Here is a 16,418-nt window from a genome sequence, read left to right on the forward strand (position 1 = left end):
TGGGAGGGGCGCTGATGGCGTCCCTCCTTTTCCTGGCGGCCTGTTCGGCCGAACCGGATGCGCCCGGCGCGATCACCGCCGATGAGCAGCAGCAATTGAACGATGCAGCGGCGATGCTCGATGCGAACAGCGTCTCCGCCGCCGCTCTGAACGAAAGCGACGTCGAATGACCAACCGCCGCCTGGGTTCGACCGACCTCGAAATCGCACCTTTGGTGCTGGGCGGCAACGTGTTCGGCTGGACCGCCGACCGCGACGCAAGTTTCGCCGTGCTGGACGCGTTCGTGGCGGGCGGCGGGACGATGATCGACACCGCCGACGTCTATTCGGCGTGGGTGCCAGGACATAAGGGCGGCGAATCTGAGACGATGATCGGCGAATGGCTGAAGGTCAGCGGCCAACGCGATGCGGTCCAGATCGCGACCAAGGTTGGAATGCTGCCGGGCGAAGGCGGCGAGAAGCTCGCGCCCGCGCGGATCGCCGCAGCGTGCGAGGCTTCGCTGAAGCGGCTGGGCACCGACCGGATCGACCTGTATTTCGCGCACCAAGACGATGACGATACGCCGCAGGACGCCGCGTTGGAAGCGTTCGGCCGGTTGGTCGACGCGGGCAAGGTGCGCGTGATCGGCGCGTCCAATTTCCACGCCGCACGGCTGAAATCGGCCAACGACGCGGCGAAGGCTGCCGGCATGCCGCGCTATCACGTGCTCCAGCCCGAATATAATCTGGTCAGCCGCCACAAGTTCGAGGGTGAATTGCAGGATTATTGCGTCATCGAAAACATCGGCGTCGTGCCCTATTACGGACTCGCCTCGGGCTTCCTGACCGGCAAGTACCGCACGCGCGACGATCTTTCGAAGAGCGTCCGCGGCGGCCGGATGGGCGATTTGCTGGAGGGCGAGGGCAAGGCGGTACTGGACGCGATGGACAGCGTGGCCGCCGAAACCGGTGCGACGCTGGCGCAGATCGCGCTGGCGTGGCTGATCGCGCAACCCGGCGTCACCGCGCCGATCGCCAGCGCCACCAGCGCGAAACAGATCGAGGAACTGTTGCCCGCAATGACGCTCGACCTGAGCGACGATCAACTGGCGCGGTTGACCGACGCGGGGGCTTAGTTACCCGTTGCGGACCCAGCGGGTCCGCACGACTTCTCCGGCGATCACCTTCTTGCCGAATGCCTTGCGGATCACCGCTGCATCGGTGCCGTTCATCAGTACGACGCGCGTTCCGCCGGACATCAGATCCTCGATCGTGCTGATCGTCGCTTTATGTTTCGCGCACATCGCGATCACGTCGGCGCGCGCGGCGTCGACGTTCATCGCGCGCGACGGGGCAGGGACGTTCTGATTGGCGGCGGTCTGCGTATCGGCCATGCATGGCTCCTCGACTATAGCGGGAGCGCGCGTATCTCTCAGTCGCACCGATGCTGGCTGAAGCAATGCGATGAAACCGATATAGGGCCGATACGCGTTCAATGCGAGGGCCGGTCACATTCACCCGCGCGCAACCAATTCATGCGATGACGTGCGTCATGGCACCGCGATTCCGCATTCCCGCGATGGCGATGGCCGGGTTTCTCGCCGCATGGGGGACGCTCGCCACGGCCGCGACGGTTCTTTCGGGCGGGCGGCGGGTGCTGGCCAGTCAGGCCGTTCCGCCCCTCAAGTCTGATCAATCGACACCAGCCGCGCCTGCAACCGATCCAGCGGCCTATGCGGTCAAGAGCATCCTGCCGATCGACGGCCCGCTGAAGATGGGCGACGCGCATTGGGATGAGAGCGCCGCGCCGGGCAAGGGCACGATCGTCATCACGGTCGACCTCGCCGCGCAGGTGCTGAGCGTGTTCCGCGACGGGCATGAGATCGGTGCGGCGGCGATCCTGTTCGGGGCGGATGCGAAGCCGACCCCGCTGGGCGTTTATCCGATCACGCAGAAGGACGCTGATCACGTCTCCAACATCTATCACGCGCCGATGCCGTACATGCTGCGGCTGACCAACGACGGCATCTCGATCCATGCGAGCGAGGTGGAGGACGGGTATATGACGCACGGCTGCATCGGCGTGCCGAAGCCGTTCGCGAAGAAACTTTTCGCCGCGGTCAAGCTGGGCGACAAGGTGATCGTGACGCGCGGCGAGAAGCTGGACGTCGGAAAGCCGATCACCGCGGCGTGATGTGTGCCGCGCCGCTTGCAGCGCATCGACGACCGGCATAGGCAGCGCGGCGAGCGGTTCATCGCACGGCTTCATTGGCTGATGCAAAGCGAGCCGGGTTATCGGCTCGAAGGGTATCGTCATGACGTCGCGCAATGTTTCGCCGGACCGGATCATCAGCGGCGTGCTGGCCGTCACGCTGATCGTGACCGCGCTGCCGGTATCGGCGCAGGTCACGCCGCCACCCCTGCCCGCGCCCGTGCCCACCGTGGTGACGCCGCCGCCGATCGCGCCTGCGCCCGTCCCGGTGCAGATCGTTCCCCCCGCCGCGCCGTTGCCGACGCTGAGCGAAACGCAGGCGACGCAGCTCGCCGAACTGATCGCGCGCGATTCGCTGGCGCAGGGGCTGCGGGAGCGCGCCGCCACCACCCCGCCGCCGGTCGGCGATGCGCTGGTCCGCGCGGCGCTGGATCATGCGCACGCGGTCCATGTCGGGCGGCTCGACACCGCAGATTTCCAGCGCGACTGGGGCATCAGACCGCAAGTCTACGATCCGCTGCCCGGCTTCACCGACGCGGTTAGGCGCGATCGGCTCGCGGCATGGGTCGCGTCGCTTCCACCACCCTATGCCGGCTACGACACGCTCGTCGCGGGCCTGGCGAATTATCGCAAGATCGCCGCGGCCGGCGGCTGGGCGCCGCTGGCGGTTGGGACCGCGCTGAAGTTCGGCAGCAGCAGCGCGGCCACCGGGGCATTGCGCAAGCGGCTCGCGGTCGAGGACACCGCCCTCCCCGCGACCGGCGACAAGTTCGACCAGGCGCTGCTCGACGCGGTGCGCCGCGCGCAGCGTCGCTATGGCCTGAATCCCGCAGGTCAGGTCGGTCCGCAGACGATCACCGCGCTGAACGTGCCGGTCGAGGCGCGCATCCGGCAGATTATGGCGAACATGGAACGCTGGCGCTGGCTGCCGCAGCAGCTGGAAAAGGACCGCGTGCAGGTGAACATCGCCGCCGCGGTGCTGACCGTGTTCGACGGCGACCAACCGATCCAGTCGATGAAGGCGGTCACCGGCCGTCCGGGTGACGAGACGCCGATGCTGGTGTCCGCGATCCACAGCGTGGTGCTGAATCCGCCGTGGAACGTGCCGACGTCGATCGCGACGAAGGAATTGTGGCCGAAGGAACGCGCCAACCCCGGCTATCTCCGGCGCAACGGCTTTCGCGTGATCGATACCGGCGGCGGTGGCAAGCGGTTGCAGCAATCGTCCGAACGCAGCGCGCTGGGACGGTACAAGTTCGACTTCGACAATGCGTTCGCGGTGTATCTGCACGATACGCCCGCGCAGAGCGGCTTCTCGCGCTTCGACCGGCTGGCCAGCCACGGCTGCGTGCGGCTGGAGAAACCCGCCGATCTCGCCAAGCTGCTGATGCGCACCACGCCCGAATGGACGCCCGAGGCGATCGACGAGACCGTCGCCGCGGGCAAGACGGTGCGCGCGAAGATGGCGACGCCGGTCGCGGTGTACCTGCTCTACTGGACCGCCTTCGCCAACGCCGCGGGACAGGTCAGCTTCCGCGACGATCCGTACAAATGGGACGGGACGCTGGCGGGCAAGATCGAGGCGCGATCCGCGGTACAGACATTGGCGGCGCGCTGATCGGCCGCTAAGGGGCATTACATGAAGACGATCCTGAGCCTCGCCGCCGTCGCGCTGACCCTTTCCGCCTGTTCGGGCGGTAAGACCGACAATCCGCCCGCGGACACCAACGTGGAAGAACTCGCCCCCACGCCGCCGCCGGTCGTGGCCGAGCCGACGCCCGAGCCAAGCCCGTCGCCCACCCCCAGCCCGACCGAGACGCTGCCGCCGGAGGCCGCCGCCGCGCCCGACGAACAGATGCTCGACGACGCCTCGGCCACCGGCATGACCGCCCGCGCCAACCGCGATCAGGAACAGCCTGCGGACGCCGCCGAGCAGCGATAGCTCAAAATCCTCCCCTGCAAGGGGAGGTGGCAGGCGAAGCCTGACGGAGGGGTATCGCGCTATCGAGAGGGTGTCACCCCTCCGTCGCGCTACGCGCGCCACCTCCCCTTATAGGGGAGGATTACGGGAGCGCCCTCAGCCTGAAGTCTCCGCCACCTCATCGGTATGCACGTCGAACCCGACCAGCCGTGCCGGGCCGAACGTCGTCGTCAGCGCGGTATCCGTCGCATCGCGGCCCCGCGCCATCAACAGCCGCCCGATCCGCGGACGATTGTGGCGCGCGTCGAACACATGCCACTCGCCGCCCAGATACACGTCGAACCACGCCGAGAAATCCATCGGCGCGTCGACCGGCGGAATGCCGATGTCGCCCAGATATCCAGTGCAGTACCGCGCCGGGATGTTCATGCAGCGGCACAATGTGATCGCCAGATGCGCGAAATCGCGGCACACGCCCTGCTTTTCCTGGTACGCGTCCCACGCGGTCTTGGTCGGGCGCGCATGGTGGTAACCGAATTCGACATGATCGTGGGCGAAGTCGACGATCGCCTGCACCTTGTCCCACCCACCCGCGATATGCCCGAACAGGCTCCACGCGGTTTCCGAAAGCCGGTCGGTCTCGCAATACCGGCTGCCGAGCAGGTACACGAGAATGTCGTTGGGCAAATCCTGCACCGGATGCTGGGCGGCGTCGCGCGTGATCCGGTCGGGCTCGCCCGAATCTTCGATCGTGAAATCGCAACTGAGCGTCAGCCCGCCCTCCGGCACCGTGATCCGGGTACAGACGTTCCCGAAAGCGTCGAGATAATCGTACATCGGCACGTCGGGCGTGGTGACGATGCGGTGCTGCGTGCGCAGATCCTTGCTGCGCGAGGGATGCAGGCTGAGCATCGCCATCATCGGCGTCGGCACGTCGGTTTCGTAGCGGATGTCGTAACCGGCGCGGATCAACATCGCTTCTTACTCCCTACGCCGACACCGACCGGGGCCGCGCCGCCACCGCATCGTCGACCGTCACGTCGACGGCCACGTCCATGTCGATGAAACTACCCGGGAAACCGCTCCAGGTTCCCGAAATCGGCACCGCCTGATAAATATCGCGCACGATCGCCACGCGGATCAGCCCGCGGTTGCCGACGATGCCGTTGGTCGGATCGAATTCGACCCAGCCCGATCCCGGCAGATATACCCGCACCCAGGCGTGCGTATTCCCCCCGCCGGTGCGCCGTTCGCGCGCGCTGGGCGAATAAACGTAGCCTGAGACGAAGCGCGCCGCAAAGCCCAGCGCCCGCGCCGCCTCGATCATCAGCATCGCATAGTCGCGGCACGTGCCCTTGCGCCGCTCCAGCGTCTCGATCGGCGATTGCGTGCCCTTTTCTGCCCGCGCGACATAGGTGAATTCGCGCCGGATCGCCTTGGTCATGTCCGACAGGATGCCGAGCGTGTCGGTCGGGCCGCTGGTGTTCAGGAACCGCCGCGCCCATTCATCGATCCGGCGCAGCGGATCGTGATGCTGGCGCTCGATCGAGCGCAGCAGGTCGGGCATCTCCTCCGACGAATAGGTGAACGGATAGACCCGCGCATATTCTTCGATATCGACGTGCTGCAATTCGGCCGGTTCGTGGCGGAGCCTGATCTTGCTATCGAACGTCAGCTGCTTCGCGCGCCGATCGAACGTGGCGATGGCGACCGAATTGCCGAACACGTCCTGCAACCAGCGGATGTCGGCGGGTTCGGGATCGATCGTCAGCGTCGCGTCGATCAGATGCTGGTCATAACTCTCGCGCGGGCGGACCATGATCCGGTGCTCGCCGAACGAAACCGGCTGGCGATACGTATAGGTCGTGACGTGCGATAGGGTAAGGAGCGGCATCGTGGCTCCCGTGTTGCACGATGGAGATGAGGAACCAAATGCTGAAGCAGGACGATCCCGCGCCGGTTCGCATCACCAACCCGCACGGGGCCTCCCCGTTCCTCCTGATCGGCGATCATGCGGGAAATCTGGTGCCGGGCGTATTAGGGTCGCTGGGATTGTCCGACGCGGAATTGGCGCAGCACATCGGCTGGGACATCGGCATCGCGGGCTTGGGCGAAGTGCTGGCGGCGCGGATGGATGCGGCGTTCGTGCATCAGGTGTATTCGCGGCTGGTGATCGACTGCAACCGCGCGCCGGATGCGATCGATGCGATGCCGGAGGTCAGCGACGGGACGCGCATCCCCGGCAATCAGGCGCTCGACGATGCGGCGAAGGCCAAGCGGGTCGCGGCGATCCACGAGCCGTATCATCGCGCGATCGGCGATGGGCTGGCGGCGCGGGATGCGGCGGGGCGGGAAACGGTGCTGGTCGCACTGCACAGCTTCACGCCCGCGATGCGCGGAGAGGCACGCCCGTGGCAGATCGGGGTGCTGCACGACCGCGGCGACACGCGTTTCGCGCACGCGTTTCTGCGCGCGCTGCAGGCCGACCCGTCGCCGACCGTCGGCGACAACGAACCGTACCGGATGGATTCGATCGACTACACCATCCCGCGCCACGCCTATCCGGCGCGGCCCTATGTCGAGATCGAGGTGCGGCAGGATCTGCTTGGCGACGCGGCGGGGATCGAACGCTGGGCGACCTATATCGAGGACGCGCTGCGCACCGCGCTGGCCAGTTGATCGAGATCGGCGGGCGTATTCACGTTGTCGAGCGCGCCGAGGTCGACCGAGCGCACGCCAGCGATCACCGCCCAGCTTCGCATCGAGCGGTCATCCGCGGTCGCGAGGTGCCGGTCGAGCGTCTCCGAAAGGCTGGATGGCCACAATCCGATCACCGGCATCGCCGCGACGTAGCAGGGCGGCTCGGCCAACCGCGCGACCAGATCGACGGGCAGAAACGGCGCGTCGCATGGCGCGCTGACGACCCGATCGAACCCGTTCGCGCGCGCGTAGTGCAGCGCCGCGCTCAGCCCGCCGAGCGGCCCGAGATCGGGACCGGGCCGATCGGCGACACAATCATACCCGTCGATCGTCCGCCCGCACACGACCAGAGCATCGACCTGCGGCCCCAGCGCCGCGATCACCCGCCCGATCAGCGCCACGCCATCCAGCAGCGCCACCGCCTTGTCGCTGCCGAAGCGCCGGGATCGTCCGCCGGCCAGTATCGCACCGAGCGTCCTCATGGAATCGCCAGCAACGCATCGCCGCGCACCAGCACGCGCAAGCGCAGCCCCGCCGCCGCCGCGCGCTCGATCGCCAGCGTCGTCGGGGCGGAGATTGTCGCCAGCATCGGACAGCCCGATAGCACCGCCTTCTCCACCAGTTCATACGAACAACGCGACGTCAGGAGCGCGAATCCGCAGTCCCAGTCCTGCCCGCGCCGCAGCATCGCGCCGATCAGCTTGTCGAACGCATTGTGCCGCCCGACGTCCTCGCGGACCAGCCACGGTGCGCCGTCCGCCGCACACGCCGCCGCGCCGTGAACCGCGCGCGTCGCCTCTCCCAACGGTTGCAGCGCGTCCAGCGCAGCTAGCGCGCGGAACGGTGCATCCTCGTCGCCAGCCCACGTCCGTACGGCGCGCGGCAACGGCCGCAGCGCCTGCTCAAGATTTTCGATCCCGCACAATCCGCACGACGATTCGGACGCCCGGTGCCGCACGCGATCGGCGATCCGGCCAGCGACCCGCTTCGCCAGCGTGACGCGCACGATGACCCCGGCAGCGGCCGGATGCGCCACCACGTCCAGCACGTCCCCCGCGCGGTCGATCAACCGCTCCGATAGGGCGAAACCGAACGCCAGATCTTCCAAATGCTGCGGCGTCGCCATCAGCACCGCATAACCGATGCCGTTGAACTCGATCGCGACCGGCATCTCCACCGCGACCGCACGATCGATCGGCGCGGTCGTCCCATCGGCCGCGCGTCGGACGAAACCGAAGTCGCGCGCGCCGGTCATGCCGGGCGCATCAGCACGCCGCAGCGGACCGTTCGTCCACTACCGCAGCCCAGGCCGCGATCTCATCGTTGCGCCAGCGCGCGATCGTCAGGTCGCCCGCGATGCCGGTCGCCAGATCGACGCTGACCGCGCCGTCCCATTCGAACGTCGCATTGCCGTTCAGCGTGACCATGCCATCGGCATCGGCGCGCGCGCGGATCATGCCGCCGCGGTTGCGGACGGTCACCTCCCGCCCCCAGCCGATCCGCCCGGTCAGCGCCGCGGCGTGCGCCGACGCCGCCATCGCGCTGCCGCAACTGTCGGTCAGCCCGACGCCGCGTTCATGCGTGCGGACGAACAATGCCTCCGCGTCCAGCACCTGCACGAACGACACGTTGGCGCGGTTCGGCAGCCAGCCGGGCGCGGCCTCGCACGCCAAGCCGATCCCAATTAGCTCAGCCTCGTCGATCGAGTCGACGAACGCGATCAGATGCGGGTTCGGGATCGCCACGGCTGTGAAGGGGCGCGAGGACGAAAGCTGTGCGATCGGCCGCTCGACGATCTCCGCGCCTTCGCCCGTCAGCGGCCAGGCTGTGACGTCGCGCGTCGCGGGTCCGGCGGTTTCGCGGATGGTGTAGACGCCCGGCGCGATGTCGGCCGCACGCGTGACCGCCACCGCCGACGTGCGCAGCCTGAGCGTCGCGGCGTCGATCCCCAAACGCTCGAACGCCAGCCGCGCGACGCATCGCACGCCGTTCAGACACGTCTCCGCCTCAGATCCGTCGCTGTTCCACATCCGGAAACCCAGATCGCCGGTCAGCGCCAGCAGCCCGTCGCCGCCGACACACCCGCGCCGGTCCGCCAGCGCGCGCGCGACGACCGCCCACTCGTCGTCGGCCAGGTCGATCCCGCGCGCGTCGACCAACGGGAAATCGTTGCCCGATCCGTGGCATTTGATGATGTCGAACCGCATCGCAGCGAACTAGCGCAGCCCGTAATGATCCGCCAGCCGATCGAGCGCGAGGCCGAGCACCACTCGCCCCGATCGCGCAGGCCAGCCGAGCTCCTTTTCGGCCGCAGGCAATCCCTCCCCCGCGCAGACCACGCGCCACAGCACGTCGCTCAGTCCCGGTCCGGTCGCCGCGATCGCCGCGTCGAAGCGGCGCTTGGCCGCAACCTGCGCCTCACCCGGCGTCAGGCCGTCGCCGCCGCCGCCGTCCACCCGCGCGGTCCAGCTCATCGTGACGCGTGGGGCGATCGACGCCCTTTCATAATCGCCCCGCAACCGCTCCCCGGCCTCGAACTGCCGCGCGTCGACCAGTCCGCGCGACCGCAACCAGCCGAGCGGCGATTCGGCCAGGTTCACCGTCACGCTGCGTCCCCGCACACCCTTCGCCGAAATCACACCCTGGGCGTCGATCCCGCGCTCCACCAGTTCCCGCATCGCTCTCTCCCGTTCGAGTCGCAAGCAGGGTTGCCATAGCGGCACGATTGTAGGAAAGTTATTTAACCGATACGGTTCTTGTGGAGTGCATATGATTACCGCCATCCGTGAAGTGCGCCGCGCGCGCGGCCTGACGCTGGAAGAGGTCGCCAAAGCGTGCGACCCGCCGACCACCGCGCAACAGATCGGGCGGCTGGAGACGGGCACGCGGGGCGTGTCGGTCGCGTGGCTCAACCGGATCGCGGGCGCGCTGGGCGTCACCGCGGCCGATCTGGTGACCCTGCCCGACCGCCCCGACATCGCGGTCGCCGCCCTGCTCGGTCCCGACGGCGCTCATGCGCCACGCCGCGCCGCGACGGTGATCGCCCCCACGCCCGCGCCCGGCCTGATCGCGGTGGTCGTCTCCGCCAGCGTCGGCGATTACCGCGCGGGCGACGAATTGTGGTGCGCGCGCCTCGCCCCCGATGCCTTCGCCGCCGCGCTCAACCGCGACGTGCTGGTGCCGCGCCCGGCGGGCCGCTTCGCCTTCGGCCGGCTGATCGCGCTGGAGGGGACGAAACTGAACCTGCTCCCGCCCGGTCCCGGCGCGCGGCAACAGGTGATCGCCGACGCGCCGTGGCTGGCGCAGGCGGTCAGGCTGATCCGGGGATTGTGATGGTGGGCGCTGACGGGCTCGAACCGCCGACCCTCTCGGTGTAAACGAGATGCTCTACCAACTGAGCTAAGCGCCCCCGGCACGCCCGATGCCACCGCTGCGCCGTCGCTGCAACCCTCAAGCGACCGGCAGGCCAGCGTCGCGCGTCGCCAGCACGTAGCGATGCATCGCGTCCAGCGCGCGCGGCGACAGCGCCATGAACGCACGGCGGCGATCGAAAGGATCGGGTTGACGTTCGAACAATCCCGCGTCGGTCAGCTTGGCGATCCAGCGCAGCGCGGTGGTCGGCGCAACTGCAGCGGCAATGCACAGGCTGGAAACCGAAACCTGCGCCCGCGCCAGATGCGCGGCATACAGGTCCAGGATCATGTCCCATGCCGGATCCTCGAACAGGCCTTCGCCAAAGAAACGGTCGCGCAGCCGCCGCGCGCGGATGATCTTCCGCACGTCCTCGGCGGCAATGTCGGACAGCGCGGGCCGCCCCGTAAATCCCGCTCGGACATCGGTGACGGTGCCGGGGCTCGACCGCGGCGCATCGTCGCGGCGGCTGAGGCGCGCGAGCACTTCGGCGATCCGCGCCACTTCCTCGTTCAGCCGCGCCAGCCGCTCCGCTTCGCCCTCCCGCAACGGGTCGTGCAACGCCACGCGATCGTCCGCGATCCACGCGATCGTCAGCGCACCGACCCAATCCGCCTCGCCCGGCGTGCACAGCAATTGCACGTCGCGACCGACCAGGCCGGCGCTGACGATATCGATCTGCGATTCGGACAGCGCGGCCACGATGTTCAATCGCCGCGCGGTCGCGATGGCGTCGATCCGGTAGAGCGTCGACGCGAGTATCTCGTCGGAAACCCCCTGCGCATCGAGCAGGATGATCGGATCGTGCGCCTGCTGATCCATCCGGTCGACCACCTGATCCCAGCCGACCACCGACAGCCGTCCGCCGCAATATCCGACGGCATTGGTCATCGCCGCGGATGGCGCGACGACCGCGGCGAGCATCGCGGCCCGCATGTGCGCATGATCGATCATGGCTTCGGTAGCGATCCTGTTTCTCCCGATTACCGCAAACTGCGCACGAAACCGGAATGGTGCGAGCGTTGTCGCTCCATTCCGGAGGCTTGTCGCCACAGCGGTGAACGCCCCAATCCGTTCCCGGTCAATCGAGCGATTTGACGATTTCCTCGACCATCTTCTTCGCGTCGGCCAGCAGCATCATGGTGTTGTCCATGTAGAAGACGTCGTTGTCGACCCCGGCATAACCGACGCCGCCCATCGAGCGTTTGATGAACAGCACGGTCTTCGCCTTTTCCACGTCCAGCACGGGCATCCCGTAAATGGGGGAGGTCTTGTCGGTCTTCGCCGCCGGATTGGTCACGTCGTTCGCACCGATGACGAAGGCGACGTCGGTCTGCGCGAATTCGCTGTTGATGTCCTCCAGCTCGAACACGTCGTCATACGGCACGTTCGCTTCGGCCAGCAGCACGTTCATATGCCCCGGCATCCGCCCCGCGACGGGGTGGATGGCATATTTCACGCGGACGCCGTGGTCCTTCAATTTATCGCCCATCTCGCGCAGGACATGCTGCGCCTGCGCCACCGCCATGCCGTAACCGGGCACGATGATGACCTGTTCGGCCTGGCTCAGCAGGAATGCCGCATCCTCGGCCGAGCCGCGCTTCCACGGGCGTTGTTCCTTCGCCTCGCCGCCGCTGGCGTCGGCGACCGCGCCGAAGCCGCCCGCGATCACGCTGATGAAACTGCGGTTCATCGCGCGGCACATGATGTAGCTGAGGATCGCGCCCGACGATCCGACCAGCGCGCCGGTGATGATCATCGCGGTGTTGTGCAGCGTGAAGCCCATCGCGGCCGCAGCCCAGCCCGAATAGCTGTTCAGCATCGACACGACGACCGGCATGTCCGCCCCGCCGATCGGGATGATCAGCAGGAAACCGATCGCGAAGCTGAGCGCGGTGACGGTCCAGAACACCCAAGGGCTCTGGTCGAGCGTGAAATACGCGATCAGCCCGAGGATGCCCGCGAGCACGCCCAGATTGATGACGTGCCGCCCCGGCAGCATGATCGGCGCACCGCCCATGTTGCCGTTCAACTTCAGGAACGCGATGACCGAACCGGAAAAGGTGATCGCACCGATCGCGACGCCCAGACCCATTTCGATGCGGCTGACGGTCAGGATTTCGCCGTTCGCGCCGAGGATGCCGAAAGCTTCCGGATTTTGATATGCGGCGACCCCGACGAGCACCGCCGCCAACCCGACCAGCGAGTGGAAGGCGGCGACCAACTGCGGCATATCGGTCATCGCAATCCGCCGCGCGGTCACGATGCCGATTGCAGCGCCGATACCGATGGCGGCGATAACTTGGAGGAGCGTGATCGTATCAAGCTGGAAAGCAAATCCGGCACCGTCACCGATCAACGTCGTCGTACCGGGAATGTGCGTCACCAGCGTGGTGATGACCGCGATCCCCATGCCGATCATGCCGAAACGATTGCCGCGCTGACTCGACACCGGCGACGACAGCCCGCGCAGCGCGAGGATGAAGCACACCCCGGCGACCAGATACGCCAGCGCCACCCACGGATTCACTGCGGTCGTATGTTCCATCCTGCCCCCGATTGCCTCAGCCCGTTCCGTCCGCGCGCCTTAGTGCTTCGCCGGAACCGGCCGATCCTTTTTCTTGTACATCGCCAGCATCCGGTGCGTGACCGCGAAACCGCCGAAGATGTTGACGCTGGCCAGCACGACCGCGAGCAGCCCGAGCCACTTCGCACTGTCGCTCCCCGCCGCAGCGGAAGCGATCAGCGCCCCGACGATGATGACGCTGGAAATCGCGTTGGTCACCGCCATCAGCGGCGTGTGCAGCGCGGGCGTGACCGACCACACGACGTAATAGCCCACGAAACAGGCCATGACGAAGATCGACAGGATCGCGATGAAGTCCATGTTTCCCCCTTGGAATATCCGGCCGCGTCAGGCCGCTGCGCGTCGCGGCTGCGGCACCGCGCGACCCATTTCCTCCGCCGCCTCGATCCAGCAAGCGATCGCGTCATAGGCATTGGTCAGCGCCTCATGCGGCGTTTCGCCGTCGGAACGGCATCCCGGTAACTCCGGCACGATCGCTGCAAACCCGCCGCCGTCAGCCGCGGACAAGGGCGCGATGTCGACCTCATAATCCTGCGGTTTCATGCTTCAGACTCCCGAACGGCGTCCACGAACGCGACCAGTTCGCGGATATAGACCGGTTTGATCGGGCGATGCGCCGGGATCGTCAGGATCATCGGCATCGACCGGTGCGACACCTTGTAATGTGACCCCTTGCGCGGCGGCGTGCAAGCGACGCCGAACCCGCTGCACAGCCGCTCGACATCGCCGATCCGCCAGTCCCGCGGATTGGCGCGCATCGCAGCGAGGAGCTTGTCCGCACCCGCCACCTATCCCAACAGCCGCGCGTTCACGACCGCGCCACCCTTGGTCAGCCGCACCGCGTCGCCGATCTCCTCGTCCAGCACCGGTCGCCCGGCATCCTTGTCCCAGAAGGTCGACAGGAAATTATACAGGTTCCGCGCGAACAACGCGCTCGCATCCGCCGCCAGCCGTGACGGCACGTTGCGGTGGCCGACGATCTTCACGCCGTGGCGCACGACGATTTCGCCCGCCACCGCACCCTCGACGTTGCCGCCCTGCTCCACCGCGAGATCGACGATCACGCTGCCCGGCCGCATCGTCGCAATCTGCGCGTCGGAGATCAGCCGCGGCGCGGCGCGGCCGGGGATCAAAGCTGTCGTGATGACGATGTCCTGCTTGGCGATGTGCGCCGACACCAGTTCGGCCTGCGCGGCCTGATATTCGGGGCTCATCTCGCCCGCGTAACCGCCCGAGCCCTCGCCCTCGATCCCCTTCACATTCTCGACGAAGACCGGTTTCGCGCCGAGCGACTGGATCTGCTCCTTCGTCGCGGACCGCACGTCGGTGGCGGAGACCTGCGCGCCCAGCCGCCGCGCGGTGGCGATCGCCTGCAGGCCCGCGACGCCGACGCCCATCACGAACGCCTTGGCCGCGCTGACCGTGCCCGCCGCGGTCATCATCATCGGAAAGGCGCGGCCATATTCGGCCGCGGCGTCCAGCACCGCCTTGTACCCGCTCAGATTCGACTGCGAGGACAGGATGTCCATCGACTGCGCGCGCGTGATGCGCGGCATGAATTCCATCGCCAGCGCCTCAAGTCCCGCGCTTGCATAGCCATCGACGCGGGCGCGCTCCCCGAACGGGTTCAGCCCTGCGACCAGCCACGCGCCCGGCGCAGCGCCGCCCAGCGACGCGGCGTCAGGCCCCTGCACGCCGAGGATGATCTCCGCCCCGGAAAGCGTCGTCGCGCGGTCCCCCACGCTCGCGCCTGCATCGGCATAGGCCTGATCGGCGATCGAGGCGCTTTCGCCCGCCCCCGCCTCCACCGCCAGCGTCGCGCCGAGCGCGATGAACTTCTTCACCGTCTCCGGCGTGGCGGATACCCGCTGTTCGCCGTCGACATTCTCCTTGAGGACGGCGATCTTCATGCGGTCAGGCGATCAGCCAGATCACGATGGCGGCGACGATCGCGCAGCCCAGCGTGCCCCATTTCAGCAGGTTCATGATGCTGGCGTAGGTCGACAGATGCGCCTTCATGTCATCGCGTTTGACGGTTTCGTCGGCCATTTCGATCCTCTTCGCGTGTCGATATCGCAGCGATCCTTATCCGGGAGGCCGCTTACCCTCAAGCCGCTTCTGCGCTGCTTAAGCGGGCCTTTACCTGCACGCGCTATGCCGTCGTCTGGGACCGGGACAGGAACGACAATGACGCGCAACGGGCAGCGCCTGCTGATGCTGATCGATGAGGAGCCTGCGCAGCGGCGGCTGGTGGCGGCGCTGGCCGCGCGCGGCGGATGGCGTTCGATATTCGCGACGGATCATGAAATGGCGATCGCGATGCTGGGCACGCAGGACGGGATGCAGCTGGATGCGATCATGCTCGACCATTGGGGGACCGATTCGGACGCCGCGGCGCTGATCGCCGAACTGCGCGCGCGCCGCCCCGCGCTGCCGATCATGATGCTGACCGCGAACGGGTCGGTTGCGGCTGCGGTCGACGCAATGCGGGCGGGCGCGACCGATTTCCTGGTCAAGCCGCTGGCCCCCGAACGGCTGCTGCAGGCGCTGGACGCCGCGATCGCCGGCACCAACGCGGGCGAACTCCGTCCGTTGACCGAGAAGATCCCGGCGTTGCTCGCGTTTGACGAGATCGTCGGCAGCTCCCCCGATTTCCGCGCCGCGCTCGCCATCGCCGCCAAGGCCGCGCGCGCGCGCATCGCGGTGCTGATCGAGGGCGAAAGCGGCGTCGGCAAGGAGGTGATCGCCGAGGCGGTCCACGCCGCCTCTCCCCGCGCCAAGAAGGCGATGATCTCGGTCAATTGCGGGGCGATCCCGGCGAATCTGGTCGAAAGCGAATTGTTCGGCCACGAACGCGGCGCATTCACCGGCGCGTTCGAGCGCAAGATCGGTAAATTCTGCGACGCCGACGGCGGCACGTTGTTTCTCGACGAGATCGGCGAGATGCCGCTCGACGCGCAGGTGAAGCTGCTGCGGTTGCTGCAATCGGGCGACGTCCAGCCGATCGGCGCGCGGCATCCCCGGCAAGTCGACGTGCGCGTCATCGCCGCCACCAACAAAAAGCTGCTGGACGAGGTGGAGGCCGGGCGCTTCCGCGAAGACCTGTATTACCGCCTGAACGTCGTCCAGGTGACGATCCCGCCCTTGCGCGAACGGACCGGCGACATACCGGCGCTCGCCCGCCACCTGCTCGCCCGCATCGCGCGCCAGCCCGGGCTGCGGCAATTGGGCATCACCGACGATGCGCTGGCGTTGCTGGTCGAATACGACTGGCCCGGCAACGTCCGCCAGCTCCAGAACGCGCTGTTCCGCGCCGCGGTGCTGTGTGAGGGCGACGCGCTGACGCGGCTCGATTTCCCGCAGATCGCCAGTCTCAGCGGCCGCGTCACGCGCTTGCCCGTGACCGCGCAGATGGCGACGTCCGGCGGCGTCACGCTGTTCCGCGAGGACGGCAATCTGCGCGCGCTGGAGGAGATCGAGGCCGACGTCATCCGTCTGGCGATTGGTCACTATCGCGGCCGCATGACGGAGGTCGCCCGCCGCCTCGGCATCGGACGGTCGACGCTCTACCGCAAGCTTGGCGAACTCGGGATCGACAACGCCGCCTGA

Annotated in this window: 22 protein-coding genes and 1 tRNA gene; 8 read left to right on the forward strand and 15 right to left on the reverse strand. The window is 67.5% G+C overall.

What is annotated here, in order from left to right:
• The first annotated feature begins 14 nt into the window (after positions 1-14).
• Complete coding sequence (locus M0208_RS07155) at positions 15-170, forward strand: hypothetical protein (RefSeq protein ID WP_258891031.1); 156 nt, start codon at positions 15-17, stop codon at positions 168-170.
• Positions 167-1,114 carry an aldo/keto reductase gene (locus M0208_RS07160; RefSeq protein WP_258891032.1) on the forward strand — a complete coding sequence of 316 codons (948 nt, stop codon included), beginning with the start codon at positions 167-169 and terminating at the stop codon, positions 1,112-1,114. The genes M0208_RS07155 and M0208_RS07160 overlap by 4 nt, the downstream gene beginning before the upstream one ends.
• Here M0208_RS07160 and M0208_RS07165 read toward each other — a convergent pair whose 3' ends face one another.
• On the reverse strand, positions 1,115-1,372 hold the full coding sequence (locus M0208_RS07165; RefSeq protein WP_258891033.1) for a hypothetical protein: 258 nt from the start codon (positions 1,370-1,372) through the stop codon (positions 1,115-1,117).
• 158 nt (positions 1,373-1,530) lie between these two features.
• On the opposite strand from M0208_RS07165, the gene M0208_RS07170 reads away from it, so the two are divergent.
• The 3 genes from M0208_RS07170 to M0208_RS07180 all read left to right on the forward strand — a co-directional run bounded on the left by M0208_RS07170 (position 1,531) and on the right by M0208_RS07180 (position 4,132).
• On the forward strand, positions 1,531-2,172 hold the full coding sequence (locus M0208_RS07170) for a L,D-transpeptidase family protein (protein ID WP_258891034.1): 642 nt from the start codon (positions 1,531-1,533) through the stop codon (positions 2,170-2,172).
• 121 nt (positions 2,173-2,293) lie between these two features.
• Positions 2,294-3,808, forward strand: coding sequence for a murein L,D-transpeptidase (locus M0208_RS07175; RefSeq protein ID WP_258891035.1), 1,515 nt, complete (start codon positions 2,294-2,296; stop codon positions 3,806-3,808).
• A 21-nt stretch (positions 3,809-3,829) separates the two neighbouring features.
• Positions 3,830-4,132: a hypothetical protein gene (locus tag M0208_RS07180; RefSeq protein WP_258891036.1), complete on the forward strand. Its 303-nt coding sequence runs from the start codon at positions 3,830-3,832 to the stop codon at positions 4,130-4,132.
• Positions 4,133-4,267: 135 nt separating this feature from the next.
• Here the strand turns inward: M0208_RS07180 and M0208_RS07185 are convergent, their stop codons facing one another.
• A complete protein-coding gene (locus M0208_RS07185) occupies positions 4,268-5,086 on the reverse strand; it encodes a transglutaminase family protein (protein ID WP_258891037.1) in 819 nt (272 codons plus the stop codon).
• A 13-nt stretch (positions 5,087-5,099) separates the two neighbouring features.
• On the reverse strand, positions 5,100-6,005 hold the full coding sequence (locus M0208_RS07190) for a transglutaminase family protein (protein WP_258891038.1): 906 nt from the start codon (positions 6,003-6,005) through the stop codon (positions 5,100-5,102).
• 26 nt (positions 6,006-6,031) lie between these two features.
• Here M0208_RS07190 and M0208_RS07195 point away from each other — a divergent pair, with 26 nt between their 5' ends.
• Positions 6,032-6,790 carry an N-formylglutamate amidohydrolase gene (locus tag M0208_RS07195; protein ID WP_258891039.1) on the forward strand — a complete coding sequence of 253 codons (759 nt, stop codon included), beginning with the start codon at positions 6,032-6,034 and terminating at the stop codon, positions 6,788-6,790.
• Here M0208_RS07195 and M0208_RS07200 read toward each other — a convergent pair.
• Genes M0208_RS07200 through M0208_RS07215 form a run of 4 tightly spaced genes read right to left on the reverse strand, consistent with a single transcriptional unit; the run spans position 6,751 to position 9,489 of the window.
• A complete protein-coding gene (locus M0208_RS07200) occupies positions 6,751-7,293 on the reverse strand; it encodes a molybdenum cofactor guanylyltransferase (RefSeq protein ID WP_258891040.1) in 543 nt (180 codons plus the stop codon). The genes M0208_RS07195 and M0208_RS07200 overlap by 40 nt on opposite strands.
• Positions 7,290-8,066, reverse strand: coding sequence for a formate dehydrogenase accessory sulfurtransferase FdhD (gene fdhD / locus M0208_RS07205; RefSeq protein WP_258891041.1), 777 nt, complete (start codon positions 8,064-8,066; stop codon positions 7,290-7,292). The genes M0208_RS07200 and fdhD overlap by 4 nt, the downstream gene beginning before the upstream one ends.
• 10 nt (positions 8,067-8,076) lie before the next feature.
• Positions 8,077-9,018: a diaminopimelate epimerase gene (gene dapF, locus M0208_RS07210; RefSeq protein WP_258891042.1), complete on the reverse strand. Its 942-nt coding sequence runs from the start codon at positions 9,016-9,018 to the stop codon at positions 8,077-8,079.
• 9 nt (positions 9,019-9,027) lie between these two features.
• Entirely contained in the window at positions 9,028-9,489 is a 462-nt protein-coding gene (locus M0208_RS07215; RefSeq protein ID WP_258891043.1) for a DUF6456 domain-containing protein, read from the reverse strand.
• Positions 9,490-9,580: 91 nt separating this feature from the next.
• Here M0208_RS07215 and M0208_RS07220 point away from each other — a divergent pair, with 91 nt between their 5' ends.
• Entirely contained in the window at positions 9,581-10,144 is a 564-nt protein-coding gene (locus M0208_RS07220; RefSeq protein ID WP_258891044.1) for a helix-turn-helix domain-containing protein, read from the forward strand.
• Here M0208_RS07220 and M0208_RS07225 read toward each other — a convergent pair.
• The 8 genes from M0208_RS07225 to M0208_RS07260 form a co-directional block, all read right to left on the reverse strand.
• Positions 10,145-10,220: transfer RNA gene (locus M0208_RS07225), tRNA-Val, on the reverse strand.
• Between the two features lie 41 nt (positions 10,221-10,261).
• Positions 10,262-11,176 carry a hypothetical protein gene (locus M0208_RS07230; protein ID WP_258891045.1) on the reverse strand — a complete coding sequence of 305 codons (915 nt, stop codon included), beginning with the start codon at positions 11,174-11,176 and terminating at the stop codon, positions 10,262-10,264.
• A 127-nt stretch (positions 11,177-11,303) separates the two neighbouring features.
• A complete protein-coding gene (locus M0208_RS07235) occupies positions 11,304-12,770 on the reverse strand; it encodes an NAD(P)(+) transhydrogenase (Re/Si-specific) subunit beta (RefSeq protein ID WP_258891046.1) in 1,467 nt (488 codons plus the stop codon).
• 39 nt (positions 12,771-12,809) lie between these two features.
• Positions 12,810-13,109 (reverse strand): NAD(P) transhydrogenase subunit alpha, encoded by a 300-nt coding sequence (locus M0208_RS07240; RefSeq protein ID WP_258891047.1) that lies wholly within the window; start codon positions 13,107-13,109, stop codon positions 12,810-12,812.
• Between the two features lie 27 nt (positions 13,110-13,136).
• A complete protein-coding gene (locus M0208_RS07245; RefSeq protein ID WP_258891048.1) occupies positions 13,137-13,352 on the reverse strand; it encodes a type II toxin-antitoxin system HicB family antitoxin in 216 nt (71 codons plus the stop codon).
• Positions 13,349-13,567: a type II toxin-antitoxin system HicA family toxin gene (locus M0208_RS07250; RefSeq protein ID WP_258891049.1), complete on the reverse strand. Its 219-nt coding sequence runs from the start codon at positions 13,565-13,567 to the stop codon at positions 13,349-13,351. The genes M0208_RS07245 and M0208_RS07250 overlap by 4 nt, the downstream gene beginning before the upstream one ends.
• Positions 13,568-13,597: 30 nt before the next feature.
• Positions 13,598-14,719, reverse strand: coding sequence for an NAD(P) transhydrogenase subunit alpha (locus M0208_RS07255; protein WP_258891050.1), 1,122 nt, complete (start codon positions 14,717-14,719; stop codon positions 13,598-13,600).
• Positions 14,720-14,723: 4 nt separating this feature from the next.
• A complete protein-coding gene (locus M0208_RS07260) occupies positions 14,724-14,858 on the reverse strand; it encodes an aa3-type cytochrome c oxidase subunit IV (RefSeq protein WP_258891051.1) in 135 nt (44 codons plus the stop codon).
• 138 nt (positions 14,859-14,996) lie between these two features.
• On the opposite strand from M0208_RS07260, the gene M0208_RS07265 reads away from it, so the two are divergent.
• A complete protein-coding gene (locus M0208_RS07265; protein ID WP_258891052.1) occupies positions 14,997-16,418 on the forward strand; it encodes a sigma-54 dependent transcriptional regulator in 1,422 nt (473 codons plus the stop codon).

The organism is Sphingomonas sp. SUN019, from assembly GCF_024758705.1.
Taxonomy (GTDB): Bacteria; Pseudomonadota; Alphaproteobacteria; order Sphingomonadales; family Sphingomonadaceae; genus Sphingomonas.

Coding starts and splice junctions, on each gene's coding strand:
- M0208_RS07155 (WP_258891031.1), top strand. CDS start 15: ATGGCGTCCCTCCTTTTCCTGGCGGCCTGTTCGGCCGAACCGGATGCG.
- M0208_RS07160 (WP_258891032.1), top strand. CDS start 167: ATGACCAACCGCCGCCTGGGTTCGACCGACCTCGAAATCGCACCTTTG.
- M0208_RS07165 (WP_258891033.1), bottom strand. CDS start 1,372: ATGGCCGATACGCAGACCGCCGCCAATCAGAACGTCCCTGCCCCGTCG.
- M0208_RS07170 (WP_258891034.1), top strand. CDS start 1,531: ATGGCACCGCGATTCCGCATTCCCGCGATGGCGATGGCCGGGTTTCTC.
- M0208_RS07175 (WP_258891035.1), top strand. CDS start 2,294: ATGACGTCGCGCAATGTTTCGCCGGACCGGATCATCAGCGGCGTGCTG.
- M0208_RS07180 (WP_258891036.1), top strand. CDS start 3,830: ATGAAGACGATCCTGAGCCTCGCCGCCGTCGCGCTGACCCTTTCCGCC.
- M0208_RS07185 (WP_258891037.1), bottom strand. CDS start 5,086: ATGTTGATCCGCGCCGGTTACGACATCCGCTACGAAACCGACGTGCCG.
- M0208_RS07190 (WP_258891038.1), bottom strand. CDS start 6,005: ATGCCGCTCCTTACCCTATCGCACGTCACGACCTATACGTATCGCCAG.
- M0208_RS07195 (WP_258891039.1), top strand. CDS start 6,032: ATGAGGAACCAAATGCTGAAGCAGGACGATCCCGCGCCGGTTCGCATC.
- M0208_RS07200 (WP_258891040.1), bottom strand. CDS start 7,293: ATGAGGACGCTCGGTGCGATACTGGCCGGCGGACGATCCCGGCGCTTC.
- fdhD (WP_258891041.1), bottom strand. CDS start 8,066: ATGACCGGCGCGCGCGACTTCGGTTTCGTCCGACGCGCGGCCGATGGG.
- dapF (WP_258891042.1), bottom strand. CDS start 9,018: ATGCGGTTCGACATCATCAAATGCCACGGATCGGGCAACGATTTCCCG.
- M0208_RS07215 (WP_258891043.1), bottom strand. CDS start 9,489: ATGCGGGAACTGGTGGAGCGCGGGATCGACGCCCAGGGTGTGATTTCG.
- M0208_RS07220 (WP_258891044.1), top strand. CDS start 9,581: ATGATTACCGCCATCCGTGAAGTGCGCCGCGCGCGCGGCCTGACGCTG.
- M0208_RS07230 (WP_258891045.1), bottom strand. CDS start 11,176: ATGATCGATCATGCGCACATGCGGGCCGCGATGCTCGCCGCGGTCGTC.
- M0208_RS07235 (WP_258891046.1), bottom strand. CDS start 12,770: ATGGAACATACGACCGCAGTGAATCCGTGGGTGGCGCTGGCGTATCTG.
- M0208_RS07240 (WP_258891047.1), bottom strand. CDS start 13,109: ATGGACTTCATCGCGATCCTGTCGATCTTCGTCATGGCCTGTTTCGTG.
- M0208_RS07245 (WP_258891048.1), bottom strand. CDS start 13,352: ATGAAACCGCAGGATTATGAGGTCGACATCGCGCCCTTGTCCGCGGCT.
- M0208_RS07250 (WP_258891049.1), bottom strand. CDS start 13,567: ATGCGCGCCAATCCGCGGGACTGGCGGATCGGCGATGTCGAGCGGCTG.
- M0208_RS07255 (WP_258891050.1), bottom strand. CDS start 14,719: ATGAAGATCGCCGTCCTCAAGGAGAATGTCGACGGCGAACAGCGGGTA.
- M0208_RS07260 (WP_258891051.1), bottom strand. CDS start 14,858: ATGGCCGACGAAACCGTCAAACGCGATGACATGAAGGCGCATCTGTCG.
- M0208_RS07265 (WP_258891052.1), top strand. CDS start 14,997: ATGACGCGCAACGGGCAGCGCCTGCTGATGCTGATCGATGAGGAGCCT.